The 18,686-nt window shown below is 55.5% G+C and carries 14 protein-coding genes, 7 tRNA genes and 1 pseudogene; 17 read left to right on the top strand and 5 right to left on the bottom strand.

Annotated elements, in window-relative coordinates; genetic code table 11:
* Nucleotides 1-62 precede the first annotated feature (62 nt).
* Nucleotides 63-515 carry a ferric iron uptake transcriptional regulator gene (fur, locus tag NWP14_RS10395; protein ID WP_095095083.1) on the top strand — a complete coding sequence of 151 codons (453 nt, stop codon included), beginning with the start codon at nt 63-65 and terminating at the stop codon, nt 513-515.
* A 79-nt stretch (nt 516-594) separates the two neighbouring features.
* Here fur and chiQ read toward each other — a convergent pair whose 3' ends face one another.
* Together chiQ and chiP are read right to left on the bottom strand one after the other, a co-directional pair.
* Nucleotides 595-927: a ChiQ/YbfN family lipoprotein gene (gene chiQ / locus NWP14_RS10390; protein ID WP_095095080.1), complete on the bottom strand. Its 333-nt coding sequence runs from the start codon at nt 925-927 to the stop codon at nt 595-597.
* Between the two features lie 47 nt (nt 928-974).
* Nucleotides 975-2,378, bottom strand: coding sequence for a chitoporin (gene chiP / locus NWP14_RS10385; RefSeq protein ID WP_375215281.1), 1,404 nt, complete (start codon nt 2,376-2,378; stop codon nt 975-977).
* Nucleotides 2,379-2,441: 63 nt separating this feature from the next.
* Between chiP and NWP14_RS10380 the strand changes: the two are divergent.
* A pseudogene (locus tag NWP14_RS10380) lies at nt 2,442-2,627 on the top strand (methionine synthase); the annotation flags it as partial.
* A gap of 190 nt (nt 2,628-2,817) precedes the next feature.
* Here the strand turns inward: NWP14_RS10380 and glnS are convergent.
* Nucleotides 2,818-4,485, bottom strand: a complete 1,668-nt coding sequence (gene glnS / locus NWP14_RS10375; protein ID WP_095095074.1) for a glutamine--tRNA ligase — start codon at nt 4,483-4,485, stop codon at nt 2,818-2,820.
* Between the two features lie 178 nt (nt 4,486-4,663).
* Nucleotides 4,664-6,616: a PTS N-acetyl glucosamine transporter subunit IIABC gene (gene nagE / locus NWP14_RS10370; protein ID WP_095095072.1), complete on the bottom strand. Its 1,953-nt coding sequence runs from the start codon at nt 6,614-6,616 to the stop codon at nt 4,664-4,666.
* A gap of 312 nt (nt 6,617-6,928) precedes the next feature.
* Here nagE and nagB point away from each other — a divergent pair, with 312 nt between their 5' ends.
* The 12 genes from nagB to NWP14_RS10310 all read left to right on the top strand — a co-directional run bounded on the left by nagB (nt 6,929) and on the right by NWP14_RS10310 (nt 13,930).
* Complete coding sequence (nagB, locus tag NWP14_RS10365) at nt 6,929-7,729, top strand: glucosamine-6-phosphate deaminase (RefSeq protein ID WP_045854476.1); 801 nt, start codon at nt 6,929-6,931, stop codon at nt 7,727-7,729.
* Nucleotides 7,730-7,871: 142 nt separating this feature from the next.
* On the top strand, nt 7,872-9,020 hold the full coding sequence (nagA, locus tag NWP14_RS10360) for an N-acetylglucosamine-6-phosphate deacetylase (protein ID WP_095095069.1): 1,149 nt from the start codon (nt 7,872-7,874) through the stop codon (nt 9,018-9,020).
* Nucleotides 9,021-9,028: 8 nt separating this feature from the next.
* Nucleotides 9,029-10,249, top strand: coding sequence for an N-acetylglucosamine repressor (locus NWP14_RS10355; RefSeq protein WP_095095066.1), 1,221 nt, complete (start codon nt 9,029-9,031; stop codon nt 10,247-10,249).
* A 51-nt stretch (nt 10,250-10,300) separates the two neighbouring features.
* Entirely contained in the window at nt 10,301-11,053 is a 753-nt protein-coding gene (locus NWP14_RS10350; RefSeq protein ID WP_015584887.1) for an HAD-IIA family hydrolase, read from the top strand.
* Between the two features lie 278 nt (nt 11,054-11,331).
* Nucleotides 11,332-12,996 (top strand): asparagine synthase B, encoded by a 1,665-nt coding sequence (asnB, locus tag NWP14_RS10345; protein WP_095095060.1) that lies wholly within the window; start codon nt 11,332-11,334, stop codon nt 12,994-12,996.
* Nucleotides 12,997-13,223: 227 nt separating this feature from the next.
* A tRNA-Met gene (locus NWP14_RS10340) sits at nt 13,224-13,300 on the top strand.
* Nucleotides 13,301-13,309: 9 nt separating this feature from the next.
* Nucleotides 13,310-13,394 (top strand) — tRNA-Leu (locus NWP14_RS10335).
* 22 nt (nt 13,395-13,416) lie between these two features.
* Nucleotides 13,417-13,491: transfer RNA gene (locus NWP14_RS10330), tRNA-Gln, on the top strand.
* Nucleotides 13,492-13,528: 37 nt separating this feature from the next.
* Nucleotides 13,529-13,603 (top strand) — tRNA-Gln (locus tag NWP14_RS10325).
* A gap of 21 nt (nt 13,604-13,624) precedes the next feature.
* Nucleotides 13,625-13,701 (top strand) — tRNA-Met (locus NWP14_RS10320).
* Nucleotides 13,702-13,745: 44 nt separating this feature from the next.
* Nucleotides 13,746-13,820: transfer RNA gene (locus tag NWP14_RS10315), tRNA-Gln, on the top strand.
* A 35-nt stretch (nt 13,821-13,855) separates the two neighbouring features.
* Nucleotides 13,856-13,930, top strand: a tRNA-Gln gene (locus NWP14_RS10310).
* Between the two features lie 121 nt (nt 13,931-14,051).
* Here the strand turns inward: NWP14_RS10310 and ubiF are convergent.
* A complete protein-coding gene (gene ubiF, locus NWP14_RS10305) occupies nt 14,052-15,227 on the bottom strand; it encodes a 3-demethoxyubiquinol 3-hydroxylase (RefSeq protein WP_375215280.1) in 1,176 nt (391 codons plus the stop codon).
* Nucleotides 15,228-15,500: 273 nt separating this feature from the next.
* Here ubiF and miaB point away from each other — a divergent pair, with 273 nt between their 5' ends.
* The 3 genes from miaB (at nt 15,501) to ybeY (ending at nt 18,616) form a co-directional block, all read left to right on the top strand.
* Nucleotides 15,501-16,925, top strand: a complete 1,425-nt coding sequence (gene miaB / locus NWP14_RS10300) for a tRNA (N6-isopentenyl adenosine(37)-C2)-methylthiotransferase MiaB (protein WP_095095054.1) — start codon at nt 15,501-15,503, stop codon at nt 16,923-16,925.
* 180 nt (nt 16,926-17,105) lie between these two features.
* The gene (locus tag NWP14_RS10295) at nt 17,106-18,152 is read left to right on the top strand and encodes a PhoH family protein (RefSeq protein ID WP_095095051.1); all 1,047 of its coding nucleotides are present in this window, start codon (nt 17,106-17,108) and stop codon (nt 18,150-18,152) included.
* Entirely contained in the window at nt 18,149-18,616 is a 468-nt protein-coding gene (ybeY, locus tag NWP14_RS10290; RefSeq protein WP_041144593.1) for an rRNA maturation RNase YbeY, read from the top strand. Before NWP14_RS10295 ends, ybeY begins: the two co-directional genes overlap by 4 nt.
* The last annotated feature ends 70 nt before the right edge of the window (nt 18,617-18,686 follow it).

Here is an 18,686-nt window from a genome sequence, read left to right as displayed (position 1 = left end):
GTGATTCTCTGTATTACTTCCGCTAATGGAAGTAGATCGTTTAGCAACAGGACAGATTCCGCATGACTGACAACAATACCGCATTGAAGAAGGCTGGCCTGAAAGTCACACTTCCACGATTAAAAATTTTGGAAGTGCTGCAGGGGCCGGATAACCATCACGTCAGCGCGGAAGATTTATACAAACGCCTGATCGACATGGGTGAAGAGATCGGTCTGGCTACCGTTTATCGCGTACTGAACCAGTTTGATGATGCCGGCATTGTTACCCGCCATAATTTTGAAGGCGGTAAATCCGTTTTCGAACTGACGCAGCAGCATCATCACGATCACCTGATTTGCCTCGATTGTGGCAAAGTGATCGAATTCAGCGATGACTCCATCGAAGCGCGTCAGCGTGAAATTGCCCACCGTCACGGTATCCGCCTGACCAACCACAGCCTGTACCTGTACGGCCACTGTGCAGAAGGCGATTGCCGCGAAGATGAACACGCGCACGACGCGGTGGAAAAATAGTTTCCCGCAGCGTAAGCAGCAAAAAGCCAACCCGCAGGTTGGCTTTTTTTATGCCCGCAAATACGGAGTACGAGGGAAATCAGGGCCGGGTATTGTTGCTGCGGATCTCTTTCCAGATCTGGTCGCAGCGGGCTTTCACCGCCTGATCGTTGCCGGTGCGGGTCGCCAGGATACACTGCTGATAATCCAGCACGCGCACGCTTTCCTGATTAGCGAACTGCTGATGCTGCTTATCCTCTTTAAGAACGTTCAGCACGCTCTGGCACGCCTGAACTTTATCCGGATTCCCTTCTGCCGTATTGATGCAGGCGCTGTAGGCATCCTTCAATTTAGTATCTTCTTTTGGCGCCGGTGACTGCGTACAGGCCACCAGACCCGATGCCATGATGGCGATGAGCAATAGCTTCTTCATAATCAACCTCACGGGCTGGCGGCAGGCTTACGCCCGCCGCTGCGGCATCAGAAAATAGTGAACGGGGCAATAACCATAAACTTCACGTCGCGCTCATCCTGGAAGATGTTGCCGTAACCGCCGCTCCAGCTTGGAATATCGGAGTGGTTGTCGTACTGAGTGAAGTGGAGTTTGAACAGCGTTCCTTTCGCCCGGCCGTCCTGCACGGTATACATAGCATCGAGGCTGTAGGCCGACTCTTCCAGACGTTTGTCCGCGTTGTAGTACGCATCGGGCGTCGCCATTTTGCCTGGTTTCGCATCCCACGCGTAAACGTAAGACGCGCCAAACGCCCAGCCCGGCATATTCCAGTTTTTCATGTCGTACATGGCGCCGAAGAACACGGCTTTTTCGCCGTTGGCGTTGAAGTCTGAGCGGTTATCCCACCACACGTCCAGGCGACCGTTAGAGGATGCGTAGGTTGGAGTCATACGCTGCAGGAAGTAGCCCTGCTGACCTTCAGCCTTCACCCAGGTGCCTTCCAGACGCAGGTCCAGCACGTCGGCAACCTTGTAGCCAAAGGTTAGCGCCTGCAGCCAGGCGGTGCCGTCATAAATATCATTCGCGCCGCCGTTGCTGACCTTATCGCGGGTACCGTAGAACTGATAGCTGGTGCTTAACGGAGCGCCGGCGACGTCAAATTTATAGCTGGCCTTAGCAAAATACTGGTCGATATAGCCTTGAGCCTGGCCAAACGCGGCTTCCAGCACGAGGTCATTTTTAAAATCATATTTGGCTCCCAGAGAGTGCAGATAATCGACTTTCGTCTTCTTATCGTTCTGATAGAACTCATCCATCTCAATGTGCCACGGCGCTTTGTATTCGTTCGTCCACATGTAGGAGAAACTCAGCGCGCCAGAGTCGCCGTAATCAAAGTTGGCTCCGGCTTCGGCACCTTGATAAGTGCCCGGCATAAAGCTCCAGTGCGGAGCCAGCAGCGTTTGCCCGGTTGGCTGAATATAGCCAGCGCGCGCCCACGCCGGGCCATACTTAAATTTTGCCGCCGCTTTATAGAGGCTAATCCCGCTCTTGTCGCCGGAGTAATCTTCGTCGTAGGCTTTGTTTCTTGAGGAGAAGGCAATTTCGTTCGGGTGACCGCTTTCGCTGCTTTCCGCCATTTCAATTGCGGTAAAGGCAGCCACGTCAATACCAAACATATCGGCAGCATAGCCGGACTGGAAATCCAGGTTGGCGTTCCAGGTTGAATGCGAAAGGTTGGTTTTGTACTTATCGCCGTCGGTGACGTCTTTACGGTCGCGCTCACGCTGCCAGTAATAGATACCGCCGGTTAACGTGGAATCATCAATAAAACCTGCTGCGCTGGCCTGCGGAACAACGATCCAGCACGACATCGCGGTGACGGCGGCAATAGCCAGCGCCAGCGTACTACGTTTGCCACTAAACGTACGCATGTGCATATCCTCTTTGACGTTTTAAAACGCGGAGCCAAAGGCAAGCCGCGAAAATAAATAAGACTGCTAAAAAGCGGTGCGGTAAAAATCCGCATACCCACTCTGGATAGACTATTTTTCGTGACGCGAATTATCAATCTCTTTCGCCGACCAAATCTTAAGATTATGACAAAGCGCACATAATCTATGTCTTTTTGTTACAGCCTGGGATTTCGTACATTTAGCACGGAAGTATTTGCAAAATCAGGATAAAAGATGAGATGGAAACGCTTACAGCGGTTTTTTACACAAAAATAACAGACGGGCCAGGCGGGATATATTACAAGCTGTAAACAAGATTAATTCGCATCGCGAAAATAACCAAATGAGTCAGCTAAATGCGGAAATAAAAAAACGCCGCGCGATGCGGCGTTTTTGATGACGATGCGGCGACGCGGGTTTATGCGCCGATCTTCGCCCAGGTATCACGCAGGCCAACGGTGCGGTTGAACACCAGACGGTCGGCGCTTGCATAGCGGCTGTCGAGGCAGAAGTAGCCTTCACGCTCGAACTGCAGGGCCTTACCGGCCTGCGCCTGCGCCAGGCTCGGCTCGGCGAAGCCGTGCTTGATAACCAGCGATTCAGGGTTCATTACGGCAAGGAAGTCCTCTTCTGCGCCCGGATTCGGCACGCTGAACAGACGGTCGTACAGGCGAATTTCTACCGGCAGCGCGTGCGCCGCGCTCACCCAGTGGATAACGCCCTTCACCTTGCGGCCGTCCGCCGGATCTTTGCTCAGCGTATCGGCATCATAGGTGCAGAAGATAGTGGTGATATTGCCCTCTGCATCCTTCTCTACGCGCTCGGCTTTGATCACGTAGGCATTGCGCAGGCGAACCTCTTTGCCCAGCACCAGACGCTTGTACTGCTTGTTGGCTTCCTCACGGAAGTCAGCGCGATCGATCCAGATCTCACCGCTGAACGGCACGTCGCGGCTGCCCATCTCCGGCTTGCTCGGGTGGTTCGGCATGGTCACATTTTCACTGCCGCCCTGCGGATAGTTTTCGATAACCAGTTTTACCGGATCGATAACGGCCATTGCGCGCGGGGCGTTTTCGTTCAGATCTTCGCGAATGCAGGACTCCAGCGACGCCATTTCAATGGTGTTGTCCTGTTTGGTCACGCCGATGCGCTTACAGAACTCGCGAATCGATTCGGCGGTATAGCCGCGACGACGCAGGCCGGAAATGGTCGGCATACGCGGATCGTCCCAGCCCTCCACATGCTTCTCGGTCACCAGCTGGTTCAGCTTGCGCTTGGACATCACGGTATATTCGAGATTCAGGCGCGAGAATTCGTACTGGCGCGGGTGAACCGGGATGCTGATGTTATCCAGCACCCAATCGTACAGGCGACGGTTGTCCTGGAACTCCAGCGTACACAGAGAGTGCGTGATGCCTTCCAGCGCATCGCTGATGCAGTGGGTAAAGTCGTACATCGGGTAGATGCACCACTTGCTGCCGGTCTGATGGTGATCGGCGAATTTAATGCGGTACAGCACCGGGTCGCGCATAACGATAAACGGCGAGGCCATATCGATTTTCGCACGCAGGCAGGCTTTACCTTCCGCAAAACCACCGGCGCGCATTTTTTCAAACAGCGCCAGGTTCTCTTCTACGCTGCGATCGCGGTACGGGCTGTTTTTGCCCGGCGCTTTCAGCGAACCGCGGTATTCGCGAATTTCTTCCGCCGACAGTTCGTCAACGTATGCCAGGCCTTTATTAATCAGTTCAACGGCGTAGCTGTGCAGCTGGTCGAAATAATCAGACGAGTAGCAAACTTTCCCGGACCAGTGGAAACCTAACCACTGCACGTCGTTTTTAATCGACTCAACGTATTCGATATCTTCCTTCACCGGGTTGGTGTCATCGAAGCGCAGGTTGCATTGGCCTTGATAATCCTGAGCAATGCCGAAGTTCAGGCAAATCGATTTCGCGTGGCCAATGTGCAGATAACCGTTCGGCTCCGGCGGGAAGCGCGTATGAACGGTGGTGTGCTTACCAGTAGCCAGATCTTCATCAATGATCTGACGAATAAAGTTAGTTGGGCGGGCTTCTGCCTCACTCATCGTGGGTTCCTCAAAGCGTAAACAACGTATAACGGGACATGATCTTACAAGCAGGACGTGGAGACAACTATTAGTTACTGAAAATACGTATCTGAAGGAGATTATGGGGTCATTTGCTGCAAAAAAAAGCGGCGGAGGTTTCCCCCCGCCGCACAGGCATAAACTCTACTCAGGAGCCTTACTTGCCTTTAATCTCATACAGCGGCGTCTGGCCGGCGATAACTTTACCGGTCGCCAGAATCACCAGCGCGCTGTAATCATCGCTGTTGCTGCAGACTACCGGGCTAATCATCGAACGGGCGTTCGCGTTAAGGAAGTCCAGATCCATTTCCAGAATCGGCTGACCGGCCTTCACTTCCGCGCCCTCTTCCACCAGGCGTTTGAAGCCCTGGCCGTTCAGCGCGACGGTATCAATGCCCATATGGACGACGATTTCCGCACCGTTTTCCGTTTCCAGACAGAACGCGTGGTTGGTATTGAAGATCTTAACGATGGTACCCGCAGCCGGGGAGACAACGATCTTATCGGTCGGTTTCACCGCCACGCCGTCACCGACGGCCTTGCTGGCGAACGCTTCGTCCGGGACCTGCTCCAGCGCCACGATATCACCGGTAACGGGTGAAACCAGCGCGGCGATAGTTTTCGCGTTAGCCACAGCCTGCGGTTTCGCAGCCGCGGCGGCGACAGGCGCGCTGTCGGTTGCGGCGGCAGTAGCGGCTACCGGGCCACGTGCTACCACTTTTTTCATCTCATCACCGACGGACTCTGCTTTCGCACCGACGATAACCTGGATGGTTTGTTTGTTCAGTTTAACCACGCCGGAAGCGCCGAGGCGTTTACAGGCTGCATCGTTAACGCGCGCGGAATCCACAACGCTCAGACGCAGACGGGTAATACAGGCATCAATCGCCTTCAGGTTGTCAGTCCCGCCGACGGCCGCAATGTACTGCGTAGCCAGCTGAGTCAAACCTTCCTCGGTGTTGCTGTTGGCTTCCGAAGTCACCACGTCGTCAGTTTTATCTTCACGACCCGGCGTTTTCAGGTTGAACATGCGGATAACCGCGCTGAACAGCAGGAAGTAGATGAAGAAGAACACCACGCCCATGACAATCAGCATCCAGACGTTTTTGCTGGCTGCCGGCAGGCTGTACATCAGAACATAGTCAATGGCCCCTGCGGAGAAGGAGAAGCCCGCGTGGATACCCAGCGACGTTGCCACAAACAGGCTGATGCCGGTCAGGATGGCGTGCAGGAGGTACAGGAGCGGAGCCAGGAACATGAACAGGAATTCCAGCGGCTCGGTAACACCGGTCAGGAACGCGGTGATAGCGACCGACAGCAGCATACCGCCAACCATCGGACGACGCTCTTTCGGCGCAGCGAAGTACATCGCCAGCGCCGCACCCGGCAGACCGAACATCATGATCGGGAAGAAGCCGGACATGAACATCCCCGCGGTGCCGTCGCCGGCGTAGAAGCGGTTGATGTCGCCGTGGAACACCGCGCCTGCCGCGTTGGTGAACTCACCAATCTGGAACCAGGCAATGGTATTCAGCACCTGATGCAGACCGGTTGGGATCAGCAGACGGTTGATGAAACCGAAGATACCGGAACCCACCGCGCCCTCAGCCACGATCCACTCGCCGCCGGCGTGAATAGCGTGCTGTACCGGAGGCCAGACGTAGCCAAAGATGGCCGCCAGCACCAGGCAGAAGAAGCCGGTAGCGATAGGAACAAAACGTTTCCCACCGAAGAAGCTCAGGAAATCAGGCAGCTTAATGCCAGCCCAGCGGTTATAAACGGCACCGCCGACCAGACCGGTAATGATACCCGCCAGCACGCCCATGTTGATTTCAGGGTTGATGGTGACCATTGCTTTTGTTAATACGAAATAACCTACCGCACCGGCCAATGCCGCGGCGCCGGCGCTGTCTTTAGACCAGCTGGACGCCACGCCGATCGCAAAAATCAGCGCCAGGTTATCAAAGATCGCCCCGCCTGCCTGCGCGATGAACGCCACGTTAAGCAGATCGGGTTGACCGAATCGCAGCAGCAGCGCCGCGACGGGCAGCACCGCGATAGGGAGCTGTAACGCCCTACCGAGCCGCTGAAAGAAACCTAAAATATTCATCTTATTCCCCCTATGAGACCCCGATGAGGCTCACTCAAAGCCATTTTTTTATTGTGTAAAAAGGTCAGTTTTTTAACTTACCCGCAAAGTGTGTGAAAATTTAATTCGTATCGCAAATTAAACGCGTATTTTTTGTGACTATAATCACCAAATATCGTATTAACCCCTCCCCTGGACTGGCTAACAACGAAAACTTATTTTATCATTCAAAAAATCAACACGGATTGACCCGGTCGGCGTAGTTACTGCAATACTCTTCATAGAGTACTGGCGCCAATCCGCCAGGTTATAATTTAACTATAGAGGTGAAGAATGAGACTGATTCCCCTGGTAACAGCTGAACAAGTAGGCAAATGGGCTGCTCGCCACATCGTTAACCGCATTAATGCGTTCAAACCGACTGCGGACCGTCCGTTTGTACTGGGTCTGCCTACCGGTGGTACACCTCTTACCGCCTACAAAGCTCTGGTTGAGATGCACAAAGCGGGCCAGGTCAGCTTCGAACACGTTGTTACTTTCAACATGGATGAGTACGTTGGCCTGCCGAAGGAGCACCCGGAAAGCTATCATAGCTTTATGCACCGCAACTTCTTTGATCACGTTGATATTCAGGCAGAAAACATTAACCTGCTCAACGGTAATGCGCCAGACATCGATGCAGAATGTCGTCGCTATGAAGAAAAAATCCGCTCCTACGGCAAAATTAATCTGTTTATGGGCGGCGTAGGTAACGATGGTCACATCGCGTTCAACGAGCCGGCTTCTTCTCTGGCTTCCCGTACCCGTATTAAAACCCTGACCCATGACACCCGCGTGGCGAACTCCCGCTTCTTCGACGGCGACGTTGACCTGGTACCGAAATATGCGCTGACCGTTGGCGTTGGCACCCTGCTGGATGCCGAAGAAGTGATGATTCTGGTGCTGGGCCATCAGAAAGCGCTGGCGCTGCAGGCGGCGGTAGAAGGCAACGTCAACCACATGTGGACCATTACCTGTCTGCAGCTGCACCCGAAAGCAGTGATCGTTTGCGACGAGCCGTCCACCATGGAACTGAAAGTGAAGACGCTGAAATACTTCAACGAATTAGAAGCCGAAAACGTCAAAGGGCTGTAATCTGGTCCCGTCCTGCGGCTACCCCCGCGGGACATTTCTTTTTTTCTGATGCACAAAATCATTCAGGCGGCAGTAAAACGGTCAATTAACGGTCTGCTAAAGAGGCTGGCTTGAAGGATAGCGTGCGTAAACCGGGGGTCGTATGTATGCATTAACCCAAGGCCGGATCTATACCGGTCATGAAATTCTGGATGACCATGCGATAGTTATCGCTGATGGCCTTATCGAACGAATCTGTTCCCTGGCTGATTTACCGTCCGAGATTGAGCAACGCTCGGTCAACGGCGCCATTCTCGCCCCCGGTTTTATCGACGTCCAGCTGAACGGCTGCGGCGGCGTGCAGTTTAACGACAGCCCGGATGCGGTGACCGTCGAAACGCTGGAAATCATGCAGAAGGCCAACGAACGATCCGGCTGCACCAGCTATCTGCCAACGCTGATTACCTCCAGCGACGATCTGATGAAACAGGGCGTGCGCGTCATGCGCGAGTACCTGCAAAAATATCCTAACCAGGCGCTGGGCCTGCACCTTGAAGGCCCGTGGCTGAACATCGTAAAAAAAGGGACTCACAACCCGGACTACGTGCGTAAACCGGACGCCGCGCTGGTGGACTTCCTGTGCGAAAATGCCGATGTCATCACCAAGGTGACCCTTGCTCCGGAGCGCGTCGGGCCAGAAGTGATTCGCCAGCTGGTCAACGCCGGGATTGTCGTCTCCGCAGGGCACTCCAACGCCACCCTTAAGGAAGCCAAAATCGGTTTCCGCGCGGGCATCACTTTTGCGACCCATCTGTATAACGCCATGCCGTATATTACCGGTCGCGAGCCGGGCCTGGCGGGCGCTATTTTTGACGAGCCGGACGTTTACTGCGGTATTATCGTCGACGGTATGCACGTTGATTATGCTAACGTACGCAATGCGAAGCGCCTGAAGGGCGACAAGCTGTGCCTCGTAACCGATGCGACCGCGCCGGCGGGTGCCAATATTGAGCAGTTCATTTTTGCTGGTAAAACAATATACTACCGTAACGGACTGTGCGTAGATGAAAACGGTACCCTCAGTGGTTCTTCGCTGACCATGATTGAAGGCGTGCGTAATCTCGTTGAACATTGCGGTATCGCGCTGGAAGAAGTGTTGCGGATGGCAACCCTCTACCCTGCGCGTGCCATTGGCGTGGAAAAGCAGCTCGGCAGCATTGCGCCGGGAATGGTCGCTAACCTGACCGCCTTTACCCGCGACTATAAAATCATCAAGACCATCGTTAATGGTAACGAGGTCGTCACTGAGTAAGTAAAAGTATGACAGCAGGCGGACATGCTCAAATTGGTAACGTTGATCTCGTAAAACAGCTGAACAGCGCGGCCGTATACCGCCTGATTGACCAGCATGGCCCTATCTCGCGCATTCAGATCGCGGAACAAAGCCAGCTTGCCCCTGCCAGCGTGACTAAAATCACGCGTCAACTGATTGAACGCGGGCTGATCAAAGAAGTCGATCAGCAGGCCTCCACCGGAGGCCGCCGCGCCATCTCCATCATTGCGGAGACCCGCAGCTTCCAGGCCATCGGCATACGCCTCGGCCGCTACGACGCCACGCTGACCCTGTACGATTTAAGCAGCAAGACGCTGGAAGAGGAGCACTTCCCGCTGCCGGAACGCACCCAGGAAACCCTCGAACACGCGCTGCTGAACATCATCGCCGCCTTTAGCGAACGCTGCCAGCGCAAGATCCGCGAACTCATCGCCATCTCGGTGATTTTACCCGGCCTTGTCGATCCGGAAAGCGGCGTCATCCGCTACATGCCGCACATTCAGGTAGAGAACTGGGGTCTGGTAGAGGCGCTGGAAAAACGCTTTAAAGTCACCTGTTTTGTCGGCCATGATATCCGCAGTCTGGCGCTGGCTGAGCACTACTTTGGGGCAAGTCAGGACTGCGAGGACTCTATTCTGGTGCGCGTCCACCGCGGCACCGGGGCGGGAATCATCTCCAACGGACGCATTTTTATCGGCCGCAACGGTAACGTGGGCGAGATCGGCCATATCCAGGTCGACCCGCTCGGCGAACGCTGCCACTGCGGCAACTTCGGCTGCCTGGAGACCGTTGCCGCGAATGCGGCCATCGAACAGCGGGTGCGCCACCTGCTGGAACAGGGCTATCAGAGTCGCCTTAGCGTCGATGAGTGCAATATAAAAGCCATCTGCAAAGCCGCCAATAAGGGCGATACCCTGGCCTGCGAGGTTATCGAACACGTCGGTCGCCACCTGGGGAAAACCATCGCCATCGCCATTAACCTGTTCAACCCGCAGAAAGTGGTGATCGCCGGTGAAATCATCGAAGCCGAAAAGGTTTTGCTGCCGGCCATCGAAGGCTGTATTAACGCCCAGGCGCTAAAAGCGTTTCGTAAAAATCTGCCGGTGGTGCGTTCCACGCTCGACCATCGTTCGGCGATCGGCGCCTTTGCGCTGGTGAAACGCGCGATGCTCAACGGGATCCTGCTCCAGCGTTTGCTGGAAAGTTAGCGTATTCTGGTTCACGAATTTCTGCTTTTCTTCAACGATGTCGGACTGTCCATGACCATTCAAAACGTAATTTGTGATATTGACGGCGTGCTGATGCACGACAATGTGGCCGTACCGGGCGCTGCTGAATTTATCAAACGCATTCTCGAAAAAGATATGCCGCTGGTGATGTTGACCAACTATCCGTCCCAGACCGGCCAGGATCTGGCAAACCGCTTCGCCACGGCGGGCATTGACGTCCCGGATAGCGCCTTTTATACCTCAGCTATGGCGACCGCCGACTTTCTGCGCCGTCAGGAAGGCAAAAAAGCCTACGTTGTGGGTGAAGGCGCGCTGATCCACGAGCTTTATAAGGCTGGCTTCACCATCACCGACGTCAACCCGGATTTTGTCATCGTCGGCGAGACCCGCTCCTTCAACTGGGAGATGATGCACAAAGCGGCCTTCTTCGTGGCAAACGGCGCGCGCTTTATTGCCACCAATCCGGACACCCACGGCCGCGGCTTCTACCCGGCCTGCGGCGCGCTGTGCGCGGGCATTGAGAAGATCTCCGGCCGCAAGCCGTTTTACGTCGGCAAGCCGAGCCCGTGGATTATCCGCTCCGCGCTGAACAAGATGCAGGCGCACTCCGAGCAAACCGTGATTGTCGGCGATAACCTGCGTACCGATATTCTGGCGGGCTTCCAGGCCGGGCTGGAAACGATCCTCGTGCTGTCCGGCGTCTCGACGCTCGACGATATCGACAGCCTGCCGTTCCGGCCGTCGTGGATCTATCCGTCGGTCGCCGAAATTGATATTTTCTAAGCCAAACCACGTCCCAGGACGTGGTTTTTCATTTATCGCCGGCAATTAAAAAACCTCATCTAATAAAATCAGCTTATTTTTGAATATCCATCAATAAAGCCGCTCAAAACATGCTCTTTTTTTAATATTCAACAATCACAATTGCGTTTTTTCCTGTTAGCCCCGTAAATCCCTTGCACCGCCCTCTCCTTTGCGGCATTTTCTTAAGCACGCACTAAGACCTCGCAACAAGACGACGTCTGCACAACATCAAATACGACAGGGTAACGGAGAAGGCTATGTGTTCAATTTTCGGCGTACTGGATATTAAAACTGACGCGGTAGAACTGCGTAAAAAGGCACTGGAGCTTTCCCGCCTGATGCGCCACCGCGGGCCGGACTGGTCCGGCGTCTACGCCAGCGATAAAGCCATTCTGGTACATGAACGTTTGTCTATCGTTGACGTTAACGCCGGCGCTCAGCCGCTGTATAACCAACAAAAAACTCACGCCCTGGCGGTAAACGGCGAAATTTATAACCACCAGGCGCTGCGCGCAGAATACGGCGACCGCTATACCTTCCAGACCGGTTCAGACTGCGAAGTCATCCTCGCGCTGTATCAGGAAAAAGGTCCGGCCTTCCTCGACGATCTGCAGGGAATGTTTGCTTTCGCGCTGTACGACAGCGAGAAGGATGCTTATCTGATCGGCCGCGACCATATCGGTATTATTCCGCTGTATATGGGTCACGACGAACACGGTAACTTCTACGTCGCATCAGAAATGAAGGCGCTGGTTCCGGTGTGCCGCACCATTAAAGAGTTCCCGGCCGGCAGCTACCTGTGGAGCAAAGATGGCGAAATCCGCGAATACTACCAGCGCGACTGGTTTGATTACGACGCGGTAAAAGACAACGTTACCGATAAAAACGAACTGCGTCAGGCTCTGGAAGAGTCGGTGAAAAGCCACCTGATGTCCGACGTTCCTTACGGCGTGCTGCTTTCCGGCGGTCTGGACTCTTCGGTCATTTCCGCAATCACCAAAAAGTTCGCCGCCCGTCGCGTTGAAGATCAGGAGCGTAGCGAAGCCTGGTGGCCGCAGCTGCACTCATTTGCCGTCGGCCTTGAAGGGTCGCCGGATCTGAAAGCCGCGCAGGAAGTGGCCAACCATCTGGGTACCGTGCACCACGAGATCCACTTCACCGTGCAGGAAGGCCTCGACGCCATTCGCGACGTGATCTATCACATCGAAACTTACGACGTGACCACCATCCGCGCGTCGACCCCGATGTACCTGATGTCGCGTAAAATCAAAGCGATGGGCATCAAGATGGTGCTGTCAGGCGAAGGTTCTGATGAGGTCTTTGGCGGCTATCTCTATTTCCACAAAGCGCCGAACGCCAAAGAGCTGCATGAAGAAACCGTGCGCAAGCTGCAGGCGCTGCATATGTTTGACTGCGCCCGTGCGAACAAAGCGATGTCCGCGTGGGGCGTGGAAGCCCGCGTGCCGTTCCTCGACAAGCAGTTCCTCGACGTCGCGATGCGCATCAACCCGCAGGATAAGATGTGCGGCAACGGTAAAATGGAAAAGCATATCCTGCGCGAATGCTTTGAATCCTACCTGCCGGCAAGCGTGGCGTGGCGTCAGAAAGAGCAGTTCTCTGATGGCGTCGGCTACAGCTGGATCGATACGCTGAAAGAAGTTGCGGCCAAACAGATTTCCGACCAGCAGCTGGAAACCGCCGGCTTCCGTTTCCCGTACAACACGCCATCGTCGAAAGAGGCGTATCTGTACCGTGAAATCTTCGAAGAGCTGTTCCCGCTGCCAAGCGCCGCGGAGTGTGTCCCCGGTGGCCCGTCAGTCGCCTGCTCTTCGGCTAAAGCGATCGAATGGGATGAAACCTTCAAAACCATGAACGATCCGTCAGGACGCGCGGTAGGCGTGCACCAGTCGGCCTATAAATAATCACGCCAGACGACAAACGGACCCCGCGGGGTCCGTTTTTTTATGCCTTTATTTACGGCTTAAAAGCGATAAATAACCAATAATTGCCGATTATTCCACCACGCTGTTCGCAACCTAACCAAACAGTCACATTCCGGCGATTTTCCTTGAAAAAGAGGTTGACGCTCGCAGGCCCAATACGCATAATGCGCCCCGCAACGCCGATAAGGTAACGCGAAAAAAAAGATGGCTACGTAGCTCAGCTGGTTAGAGCACATCACTCATAATGATGGGGTCACAGGTTCGAATCCCGTCGTAGCCACCATCTTTTTTTGCGGGAGTGGCGAAATTGGTAGACGCACCAGATTTAGGTTCTGGCGCCGCAAGGTGTGCGAGTTCAAGTCTCGCCTCCCGCACCATTCACCGAAAGCGTTGCGCGGATGGGGTATCGCCAAGCGGTAAGGCACCGGTTTTTGATACCGGCATTCCCTGGTTCGAATCCAGGTACCCCAGCCATATTTCTTCGAGGTTAGCGGTTCACCGCGACGGTTATTGGGGTATCGCCAAGCGGTAAGGCACCGGTTTTTGATACCGGCATCCCCTGGTTCGAATCCAGGTACCCCAGCCATCGAAGAATATGATAAGATTTGGCTACGTAGCTCAGCTGGTTAGAGCACATCACTCATAATGATGGGGTCACAGGTTCGAATCCCGTCGTAGCCACCAGATAGGGAATTATTGATTCAGTTCGATAAATCCAAAAAAATTGTTGGGGTATCGCCAAGCGGTAAGGCTCTGGTTTCTGATACCAGCATTCCGAGGTTCGAATCCTCGTACCCCAGCCAATTTAAAAAAGTCGCTCACTTGTGAGCGCACCCGTTGGGGTATCGCCAAGCGGTAAGGCTCTGGTTTCTGATACCAGCATTCCGAGGTTCGAATCCTCGTACCCCAGCCACTTAGTAACAAAAAAGCTCGCTTCGGCGAGCTTTTTTGTTTTTATCGTCCGCCGTTTTCAGCGCACGCTAGCATCAAGCGCCTCCCCGGCTTCGCGCAGCGCAGGCCGGGGAGGTGCTTAGCTACAGCCCCAGCGCATACTTCAGCGCCTGACGCTTTAAAATGCCCGCCCGCGCCGCCGCCATCAGGCCGATATTGCGCAGCGCGCGCACCGGCGCCAGATCGTTGCTGAAGCCAACGTAAAACAGATCCATCCCCGACTGCATAATGAAATTATCGGCTCTCCGCCGCGTCTGATAGCGTTTGAGCACCGGCAGGCTGTCCCACTCCTCACCGCGATCCCGCGCGCGCGTTAAGACATCCAGCAGCGCATCAACGTCGCGATAGCCGAGGTTGACGCCCTGCCCCGCCAGCGGATGAATGGTATGCGCGGCGTCGCCCACCAGCGCCAGACCCGGCTGCACATACTGCAGCGCGTGGCGGCGGGTCAGCGGAAACGCGCCGGCGCTTAGCGGCGTGACATCGCCACAGCGCGACGGAAAGTGGCGCCCGATCTCCTGCCTGAGCTGCGCCATGCTCATCCCCTGCAGCTGACGAATTCGCGCGGGGGTGTCATACCAGACCAACGAGGCCCAGCGATCGAACAGCGGCAGAAACGCGCGCGGCCCGGACGGCGTAAACTGCTGCCAGGTGCTATCGCCGGGATCGTCGGAGCACTGGACGCTAATCAGCATGCAGGACTGCTGGTACTGCCACGCATGTACGCCAATACCGGCCAGCCGACGCACCTCGGAGTTTGCGCCGTCGGCGCCGATAACCAGCCGGGCCGCGCACTCGCCGCCGTCGCTCAGGCGCAATTGCGTATCCCCAGATTCGCGCAGCAGCGCCTGCAGCGAAACGCCAACCCGCAGCGTGACCTGCTCATGCGCTTCCAGAGCCTGCCACAGAGCAAGCTGCAGCACGTTATTCTCGACCATATAGCCCAGCTCAGACAGCGCCAGCTCCGCGGCATCGAAGGAGACGTGGGCCGCTTCCCACTCCCAGGTCTCGAGACGACGATAGGGATGCACGCGCATCGCGCGTATCGCCTCCCAGACGCCGAGGCTTTTCAACAGCCCGACTGAAGAAGAGCCGATCGCCGAAATGCGCACGTCCGGCGGTAGCGCCGGATCGAAGGCCGCGGGCGCGGCCTTCTCGATCACCGTCACCGTAAAACCGCGCTGCGCCAGCCCCAGCGCGAGGGCGCCGCCGACCATTCCACCGCCAATAATGGCGATATCCGTTGCGTGAGTTGTCATGGCAATTATCCTTAAAACCTCAATCCGTTCAGTTTACCGGATTTTCAGGCGCCCTGCGGCGATTACGCTCGCACTGGTCAGGGCACGACCAAAGCATTACAATATGCCCCCTGCAATCCTGGCTATACTCGTCGTTTTTCAAATTGCAGGTGCCCTGGCAGCGCCCGGTCCCCTGGCGAGCTGCGATTTTGCGGCCTGCCGCCTGCAATTCGAAATTCATAGAGCGTCTGTACCCGTCATTTTGGATATCTATAATTGAGCATGAGCATGTCGATGACAAAAAAACTCCATATTAAAACCTGGGGCTGTCAGATGAACGAATACGATTCATCAAAGATGGCCGATCTGCTGGATGCCACGCACGGGTATCAGCTCACTGAAATCGCGGAAGAAGCGGATGTACTGCTGCTCAATACCTGCTCAATCCGTGAGAAGGCCCAGGAAAAAGTCTTCCACCAGCTGGGCCGCTGGAAATTACTGAAAGAAAAAAATCCCAACCTGATTATCGGCGTCGGCGGCTGCGTCGCCTCGCAGGAAGGCAAGCTCATCCGTCAGCGCGCCCACTATGTCGACATTATTTTTGGCCCGCAGACGCTCCATCGCCTGCCGGAAATGATTAACTCGGTGCGCGGCAACCGCCGCCCGGTGGTCGACGTAAGCTTCCCGGAAATCGAAAAGTTCGACCGTCTGCCGGAACCTCGCGCCGACGGACCGACGGCGTTCGTCTCCATTATGGAAGGCTGCAACAAGTACTGTACCTACTGCGTGGTGCCCTATACCCGCGGCGAAGAGGTCAGCCGTCCTTCTGACGATATCCTGTTCGAAATTGCCCAGCTGGCGGCTCAGGGCGTCCGCGAGGTCAACCTGCTCGGACAGAACGTTAACGCCTGGCGCGGTGAAAACTACGACGGCACCACCGGCAGCTTTGCCGATCTGCTGCGTCTGGTCGCGGCGATCGACGGGATCGATCGCATTCGCTTCACCACCAGCCACCCGATTGAATTTACCGATGACATTATCGACGTCTATCGCGACACCCCGGAGCTGGTAAGCTTCCTGCATCTGCCGGTTCAGAGCGGCTCTGACCGCGTGCTGAACCTGATGGGGCGCACCCACACGGCGCTGGAATATAAAGGCATCGTTCGCAAGCTGTACGAGGCGCGGCCAAATATCCAGATCAGCTCCGACTTTATCGTCGGCTTCCCTGGCGAAACCAACGACGATTTCGAAAAGACCATGAAGCTGATTGCCGATGTAAATCTCGACGTCAGCTACAGCTTTGTCTTCTCCGCGCGGCCGGGGACGCCGGCGGCGGATATGGTCGACGACGTTCCGGAAAAAGATAAGAAACAGCGCCTGTATATTCTGCAGGAGCGCATCAACCAGCAGGCGATGGCCTGGAGCCGCAGGATGCTCGGCACCACCCAGCGTATTCTGGTCGAAGGGACCTCCCGCAAGAGCATTATGGAGCTCACCGGGCGCACCGAAAATAACCGGGTCGTCAACTTCGAAGGGACGCCGGATATGATCGGCAAGTTTGTCGATGTCGAGATCGTCGACGTCTACACCAACTCGCTGCGCGGAAAAATCGTGCGTACCGAAGAGGAAATGGGGCTGCGCATTGTGGAATCACCGCAATCCGTCATCGCGCGGACCCGTAAAGAAAACGATTCGGGCGTCACGCTTTATCAGCCTTAATCCGTTCAGGCCTGCCGGCTCCGGCAGGCCTTGTATTTCCTCTCCCGGACCCAATATTCATAGCAATGCTTGCGCCATATTCCCGTGACGTGAATAATTTCCTTACCCGCCGGGGTAACGCCTGCATGAAGGCGGGTATACCTTTTTACCGCCCGGCAAAACGCAGATAAGAGGAACAGCTTGAACACAGAAACCCGTGAAATCACCCTGGAGCCAGCGGACAACGCGCGCCTGCTTGGACTGTGCGGCCCGTTTGACGACAACATCAAACAGCTTGAGCGCCGGTTGGGCATCGAAATCAGCCGCCGTGACAATCACTTTAAGCTGACCGGACGCCCAATATGCGTGAACGCGGCTGCGGATATTCTGCGCAGCCTGTACGTCGATACCGCCCCAATGCGCGGGCAGATTAACGATATCGAGCCGGAACAGATTCACCTTGCCATCAAAGAGGCCCGCGTGCTGGAGCAGAGCGCCGAGAGCGTCCCGGAGTACGGCAAGGCCATTAATATCAAGACCAAGCGTGGCGTTATCAAGCCCCGTACGCCAAACCAGGCGCAGTACGTCGCTAATATTCTCGACCACGATATCACCTTCGGCGTCGGCCCTGCCGGGACCGGGAAAACCTATCTGGCGGTTGCCGCCGCGGTCGATGCTCTTGAACGTCAGGACGTGCGTCGTATTCTGCTGACCCGCCCCGCCGTTGAGGCCGGTGAGAAGCTGGGCTTCCTGCCGGGGGATCTGAGCCAGAAGGTCGACCCCTATTTGCGCCCGCTGTACGATGCGCTGTTCGAAATGATGGGCTTTGAGAAAGTTGAGAAACTGATCGAGCGCAACGTGATTGAAGTCGCGCCGCTGGCCTACATGCGCGGCCGTACGCTGAACGACGCCTTTATCATTCTCGATGAAAGCCAGAACACCACCATCGAACAGATGAAGATGTTCCTGACCCGTATCGGCTTTAATTCTAAAGCGGTGATCACCGGCGACGTCACCCAGATTGACCTGCCGCGCAGCACCAAATCCGGCCTCCGCCACGCCATCGAAGTTCTGGCGGAAGTCGATGAAATCAGCTTCAACTTCTTCAATAGCGAAGACGTGGTGCGCCACCCGGTGGTTGCCCGTATCGTCAATGCCTATGAAGCGTGGGAAGAAGCGGATCAAAAACGTAAAGCAGAACTGGCCGCCGAGCGCAAACGCGAAGCCCAGGAACAGGAGCAGAAATGAGTCAGGTCATTCTCGATTTACAGCTGGCTTGCGAAGAGAACGGCGGACTGCCGGATGAAGCGCAGTTTCAGCGCTGGCTGGATGCCGTGATCCCGCAGTTCCAGGAAGAGTCGGAAGTTACCGTTCGCCTGGTAGACGAAGCCGAGAGCCACGAGCTAAATCTGACCTATCGCGGCAAGGATAAGCCGACCAACGTCCTGTCATTCCCCTTCGAAGCGCCGCCGGGTATCGAGCTGCCGCTGCTCGGCGATTTGATCATCTGCCGCCAGGTGGTTGAGCAGGAAGCGAAAGAGCAGGAAAAACCGCTGGAAGCGCACTGGGCGCATATGGTTATTCATGGCAGCCTGCACCTGCTGGGCTATGACCATATCGTTGATGAAGAAGCGGAAGAGATGGAAAGCCTCGAAACAGAGATAATGCTTGCTCTGGGCTATGAGGATCCGTACATTGCCGAGAAGGAATAACCTGCCGCCGGCTTTGCCGGCGACTGGCCGCTATGCCGGGCGCTGAGTATACGCGCGACGTGCGACGATT

Source organism: Klebsiella sp. C349492, from assembly GCF_042055345.1.
In the GTDB taxonomy this organism is placed as follows: Bacteria; Pseudomonadota; Gammaproteobacteria; order Enterobacterales; family Enterobacteriaceae; genus Klebsiella; species Klebsiella scottii.
Note: the sequence above shows the minus strand (reverse complement) of the source record. Positions and strands in the feature narration are given on the sequence as shown.